At 61.3% G+C, this 6581-nt stretch carries 5 protein-coding genes; 4 read left to right on the top strand and 1 reads right to left on the bottom strand.

What is annotated here, in order from left to right; genetic code table 11:
- From PA598K_RS30195 to PA598K_RS30205, 3 genes are all read left to right on the top strand, one after another.
- On the top strand, positions 1–715 hold a 715-nt coding region (locus tag PA598K_RS30195; RefSeq protein WP_185602313.1), incomplete at its 5' end, for a cyclic nucleotide-binding domain-containing protein.
- A 179-nt stretch (positions 716–894) separates the two neighbouring features.
- A complete protein-coding gene (locus tag PA598K_RS30200) occupies positions 895–1164 on the top strand; it encodes a DUF2277 domain-containing protein (RefSeq protein ID WP_128660505.1) in 270 nt (89 codons plus the stop codon).
- A gap of 431 nt (positions 1165–1595) precedes the next feature.
- Complete coding sequence (locus PA598K_RS30205) at positions 1596–4472, top strand: alpha-L-rhamnosidase (RefSeq protein ID WP_128660506.1); 2877 nt, start codon at positions 1596–1598, stop codon at positions 4470–4472.
- Between the two features lie 500 nt (positions 4473–4972).
- Here PA598K_RS30205 and PA598K_RS30210 read toward each other — a convergent pair whose 3' ends face one another.
- Positions 4973–5764, bottom strand: coding sequence for a DeoR/GlpR family DNA-binding transcription regulator (locus PA598K_RS30210; protein ID WP_128660507.1), 792 nt, complete (start codon positions 5762–5764; stop codon positions 4973–4975).
- A gap of 310 nt (positions 5765–6074) precedes the next feature.
- Here PA598K_RS30210 and PA598K_RS36670 point away from each other — a divergent pair.
- Positions 6075–6581, top strand: a 507-nt coding sequence (locus tag PA598K_RS36670) for a response regulator (protein ID WP_185602314.1), incomplete at its 3' end; no start/stop codon positions are given.

Below are 6581 nucleotides of genomic sequence, written 5' to 3' on the forward strand. Positions count from 1 at the left end.
GCAGCGGCTGGCGCTGGCGCGAGCGCTGCTGCGACAGCCGTCGCTGCTGCTGCTCGACGAGGTGACCTCGGCGCTCGACCCGGCCTCCGAAGCGGATATCAACGCGCTGCTGGAGCAGATCCGCGGGCGGCATACGATCATTACGGTCACCCATCGGCTCGCCTCGGTCACCCAGGCCGATGTCATCCACGTCTTCCGGGACGGGCAGATCGTCGAGTCCGGCCCCCACGAGGCGCTGCTCCGGCAGCGTGGACTGTACGCCGAACTGTGGGACAAGCAACACGGCTTCCACGTCTCCGCCGACGGCCGCCATGCCCGGGTGGACGGGGAGCGACTGGCGATGCTGCCGTTCTTCGCAGGCATCGAGCCGTCGCTGCTGGAGGATGTGGCGGCGCAGTTCGAGAGCTATGCCTGTCATGAGGGCGAGGCCGTCGTCGTGGAGGGCGAGGAGGGCGACAGCTTCTATATTATCGTGCGCGGCCGCTTCGAGGTGCTGAAGCAACTCGGCGAGCGTCAGACGCAGGTGGCGGTGCTGCAGGACGGCGATCACTTCGGCGAGATCGCCCTGCTGCGCGGCATCCCACGCACGGCGACAGTGCGTGCGCTCGGCCCGGCCACGGTGCTGTCGATGCGTCGCGAAGCATTTGACCGGCTCACCGGGACGTATCCGCAGCTGCGCGCTGCGCTCGAGCAGAGCCTGCAGGAGCGGATGTAGGGAGGAAGAAGGTGCAGCGAGCGTTGGTCGGATTGGACAGCGTCGTGCAGCTAGTGCTTGACGGATGAGGCTGCATCGGCCGGATGGACGCTCGATGATCCCGGGCGTCTCTTGTCAGTCTCGGCTACTATCAGGACGTATGTGTCTGTCAATGCTAGATTCGAGAGGAGTGTGTCAGTATGTGCCGCAATATTAAGCCGTTGTTTAACTTCGAGCCGCCGGCGACCGAGCAGGAGATCGAGGCGGCGGCGCTGCAGTTCGTGCGCAAGATCTCGGGCTTCACCAAGCCGTCGCGGGCCAATGAAGCCGCCTTCGATGAGGCCGTGCAGGAGGTAAGCGCGGCTGCGCGCAAGCTGCTCGCATCGATGGTGACCCCGGCGGCGCCGCGAGATCGCGAGGTCGAGGCGGAGCGGGCGCGCGAGCGTTCGCTCAAGCGGTTCGGACAGTAGCAGGATCTCTAAGCGGGCGCGGTATCGATATGCGAAGTCGACGCAGCGCCGGCGCCTGCCTGCCTATCCCGATCGAAATAAGAATCGTCGGCTCATCGGCCGAGATCATCCCCCGTTGTTATGACAGACTTTACTCTCGCCTGTAACTTCTCCGCGTTATGTAACGGCGACCTTTTTTTCGCCTGTCTCCCCTGTCAGCCCAAAAGGGCTTCGACGTAACTCCATAAGCTCCAGTCTCCTTTAACCATCCCGCTGCTTCCATATGTATCGCTCTACGTCCCTGTTGTTTCGAAATTTTAGCGTTGGATTTCACAGTAAATGATAATAAACGACAAAATTGAATTGACTATCTAATATATACAACACATAATGAAAGTCATATGATTGTTGTTTTATCGAAAAACAGATGACCGTAATGGAGGAGCTCGAAGATGGAACAGATGAAGGTGCGGGCATTGCCTGAGGACTGGCCGGCTCGCTGGATCGGCGGTACGAAGCAAGAGACGGCATGGACAGAGATCGCGCTCGAGGTGACTGTGACGATCGAGTCTGGCGGGGCGCATATCCTGTACGGCGTGCAGGACGAGTCCAATTATGACGGCTGCGAGCTGACAGAAGACGGCATCGCGTCGCTCTATACGGTAGTCGACGGCCAGAGGCAAGTGTGGGCGGATGCGGATGTGCGAGGCTTGGGTCAGACGGTCACCGATGGTCCGGCCTATGTGACGGCCGAGCCGGCTGCGAGGACAGGAGCGGTATGGAAGGCGGCAGTCCGAATCGAGCGCAGCCCGACTGGGCTGAGGCTGTTCATCGATGGTCGCGAGGCGTGTAGCGTGACCGAGACGGGCACAGATGTGGGGGCTGGATTGGCTGCTGGCGACGAGGCTAACAACGGGGAGGCACACGGTATCAGCTGGGGAGCAACAGGTATGTTGACCGAATGCGCTGACAATGATGCGGCAGAACGCCTCTATCCGTCGCCAGCTCTGCTGCGGCCCGGGACCATCGCTTTTCGCACGGAGATCGGGCAGCGGGCGGTGTTCCGGGAGCTGCGTGTGTTCGATCCGATGGGCCGGGCGCTCTGTGTCCATCGCTTCTACGACCCGTCGTGCATCGGCTTCACGGCCGGGGAGATCGACCGCTCCGGCAACGGCCTGCGGCTGGAGCCGGACAGCTATGCCCGTTGCGAGACGCCGGTCGCCGTCGACCATCCGCTGCTGCGCCGCACCTTCGAGGTGAGCGAGGCAATCGTGCGGGCGAAGGTGCGCGTCTATGCACTCGGCTGGTACGAGCTGCTGGTGAACGGCCGCAAGCTGGATGATCGGGTGCTGGCCCCGGCCAATACGCCCTACGACAAGCGGATGCTCTATGACGAATACGACGCGACGGCGGCGATCCGTCAAGGCGCCAACGCGATCGGCCTGTCGCTCGGCAACGGCTACAACATCAACTACTCCCGCTGGGGCTGGAAATGGAAGCGGGACAAAGCTGCCGCAGCCGTGCTGGAGCTGGAGCTCGCCAGTGGCCAAAAGCTGACGATCGGTACGGACGCGAGCTGGCGGACGACCGACGGCCCGCTGCTGATGAACGATATCTACGATGGCGAGACATGCGACGGGAGGATTGCAAAGAGGCTTGAAGGCTGGGCCACAGCGCTCTATGACGAGACGGACGGCAACTGGCGGTCAGTGGAGTTGGCCGAAGCGCCAGAGGGCGTGCTCCTGCCCAACCCGCAGCCGCCGCTCCGTCCGCAGGAAGCATTGGAGCCTGTACAGACGTTGCAACCCCGTCCCGGCGTCGCAGTCTATGACTTCGGCCAGAATATCTCGGGCTGGGCCCGCATCCGGGTATCTGGAGCGGCGGGGGCGCAGATCACGCTGCGCTACAGCGAGCTGATCGACGAGAGCGGCGCCATCGATCCGTGGACCAACCGCAATGCCCGCGCGACCGATCGCTACATTCTGCATGGCGGAGGCGAGGAACGTTATGAGCCGAGCTTTACGTATCATGGCTTCCGTTATGTCGAGGTGACAGGAGAGGCGGTCCTCGAAGCGATCGAAGCCGTCCCGGTGCGCGCTGACGTGCGGGAGAGCGGCAGCTTCCGTTGCGCAGAGCCGTTGCTGGAGCAAATCCAGAGCAATCTGAGGTGGTCGGTGCTGAATAATCTCGCTTCGATCCCAACCGACTGCTGCCAGCGCGACGAGCGTACGCCGTGCATGATGGACTCGGCTGTGGTCGAGGAGGCGGCGATGTTTAACTTTGATATGCGCGACTATTATGTGAAGTGGCTCGGCGATATCCGCTACGACATGACCAATCCCGACTGGGCCGGCGACAAGGTGACGCTGCCCTGGTACCTTTATCAGCATTATGGTGATGAGGCGACGCTGGCAGCGAGTTATCCTGCGATGCGAGAGTACGTCGACCATCTGGCTGCCAAGTACCCGGATGCCATCGTCACTGACGGCTTCGGCGATTGGTGTCCGCCCAATGAGGACGGCTGGGAGCAATACTTCCGCGAGGTGTCGCTGGTCAACACTGCGTTGTATGCTCAGCAGGCGGCCGTAGTCGCATCGACGGCGCAGGTGCTCGGGCTCCATGACGATCAGGCGCAATACGAAGCGTTGGCTGCTCGGGTGCGGGAGGCGTTCCATAGGCGGTTCTATGTCGGCGACGGCGTCTATGGCAGCGGCACGCAAACCTCGCAGGTGCTGCCCCTGGCGCTCGGACTGGTCGGCGAAGCGTATGTCGATGCCGCCGTGGCGCATCTGGTGCGGGCGATCGCTGCGGCAGACGGCCATCTCGATACCGGGATCTATGCGACTCGTTACCTCGTCGATGTGCTGGCGGATCACGGTCAGATCGATCTGGCCTATCGCTTGCTGACCCGGAGGACGTATCCAAGCTTCGGCTGGCAGATCGACCAAGGCGCGACAACGCTATGGGAGCAATGGAGCTTCAAGGGCGGCATGCACTCGCATGATCATGCGATGTTCGCAGGCGTGGGCGCTTCCTTCTACACGCGTCTGGCGGGCATCCGGGCGCTCGAGCCGGGCTTCGAGCGGATCGCGATCCGTCCCTATGCGCCGGCTGGCCTGGCCTGGGCTCAGGGCGAGCTGACGACCCGGCATGGCCGGATCGTTTCCTCCTGGCGACGCGAGGGCCAGCGGCTCACGCTGGAGGTCGAGGTGCCGCCAGGGACGAGCGCCGATGTGGCCTTGCCGCTGCCGGGCGGCGAGCTGCTGGAGCTGGCCCGAGAGGTCGGGCCGGGATGTCATCGCTACGAGGCGGTCGTGACCGGGAGCTGAGGGACGCTGGTTAGTAGTTGAGGGAGCGTTGATTAATTGAGCGGGTGGAGATCTATGGTGCCGCAACAGTCGATTGGTTGTTGGGGAGACGTGGACAACATCCGTGGTTGGCACAATGGGGAATACGGAATGCGGTTCAAGCTTGCGGCAATAGAAATTAACAAAAAGACCTCGATCCCCGTCAGAGCTGGCGGAAATCGAGGTCTTTGTCGCTTGCGAGCCGAGCGACCGGACTTATGCGATAAATGGCACAACTCTGGGCATATGCGAGCCGAGCGCTCGGACTTATGCGATAAATAGCACAAGTATGGCCGTATGCGAGTCCAGCACGCGAACTTGTACGATAAATAGCACAAGTATGGCCGTATGCGAGCCGAGCGCCCGAACTTGTGCGATAAATGGCACAAGTCTGGCCGTATGCGAGTCGAGCGCGCGAACTTGTGCGATAAATGGCACAAGTCTGGCCACTATGCGTCCAGCGTTGCGCAGCGCGAATAAGTTCAATCGGCGAGAATCAGCTCGATACCGGACTCCGTCAGAGCGTCTGCGAGCTCCCTGGGGAGTCGGCTGCCTGTGATTAGCAGGTCGACATGCTCCGGCGATGCGAATTGCACAAAGGAGTTTTTGCCGACCTTGGAGCTGGCGCAGAGAACGATAGTTTTGGCGGCTACCTGAACCATCATCTTCTTCAGCTCGGCCTGCTCGATGTCCGGCGTCGTGCAGCCCTTGGCGGCGCTGAAGGCGTTGGTGCCGAGGAACGCCTTGTCGACGTTCAGCTCGGCGAGCATGTTGGTGGCGAACGGTCCGACGGTGCAACGGAAGTTTTTGCGCAGGCTGCCCCCGATGACAACAACCTGGACGTGCTCGTACGCTTCCAGACAGCGTGCAATGTCCAGATCATTGACGATGACGGTCAGGTTGTGACGGTCGCGCAGCAGCCGAGCAAGCTCGAGTGTCGTTGTGCCTGTGTCGAGGATAATGATGTCGCCGTCCTCGATCAGCCTGGCCGCAGCCTTGGCGAGCTGCCGCTTCTCCTTTTGCTCCTTCACATTGCTGGCTTGATGGTCCGCTTTGAGCCCCGCCGTCGCATAGTCGCTTGGAATCGCTCCGCCATGAGTACGTTTGATCAGTCCCGCAGCCTCTAGGTCGCGCAGATCGCCCCGGATTGTCGCAGGGGAGACCTGGAAGCGGGCGATCAGGTCGGGCACGAGCACTTTCTTCTTCTCGTTGACCCAGTCGACGATGGCCGCCTTGCGTTCTTCTGCGAACAAAGGCTCCTTTGTTCCGTCCATGAGCAGGCTCCTATTCATACGTAGTTGTAGATATCGTTAAGTGAATTATATCATTTGTTGTTGTTTTAGCGCAAAGGAATGTATACAACGCTAAACGATCGTTTTGAATACAATATGATATTCATGAAGCGAGAGCTTGCACGTTACCCGCTGCCAGGAAAGATAGGGATAGCCGCGCCTTGGCGTACCCAATCGCCTTGGCGTTCGCAAGCGAATGGGCAGCTTTTTGCTGTACGAGCTGCGTCTTGGTACAATGGCAGCAGAGTACTCGTAACGGGAGGGAGGGGTCTGTCTGTACAAGCTGCTGGTAGTGGATGACGAGCATTATCACGTCGATGGACTGACCGAGCTGCTGCGCGAGCGGGCGAGCGACAGGCTGGAGGTGTACGGCGCTTACTCGGCGCAGGAAGCGATGGACTGGATGGAGGGCGTCAAGATCGATATCGTCATGTCGGATATCGCGATGCCGGGGATGGACGGCCTGGAGCTGCAGCGCCGGATCGCCGGACTGTGGCCGCACTGCCGCGTCATCTTCCTGACGGGATATACCGACTTCGAATATATCAAGCGCGCCATGAAGCACGATGCGGTCGACTATCTGCTGAAGACCGAGGGCGAGGAGGTCATCCTCGAGGCAGTCGACAAAGCGATCGCCAGCCTGGAGCATCAGACGCGCTCCGGCGATGCGCTGCGCCGGGCTGAGCAGCAACTGCGCGAGCAACGGCCGGTATTGCAGCGCGAATATATGTTGGCGCTGCTGGAGCAGCGCGGCAGCTACTCCGCCGAGCGGTTGGCTGCGGGGCTTGCCCAGTGGCGG

This window comes from Paenibacillus sp. 598K, from assembly GCF_003851045.1.
Taxonomy (GTDB): domain Bacteria; phylum Bacillota; class Bacilli; order Paenibacillales; family Paenibacillaceae; genus Paenibacillus_D.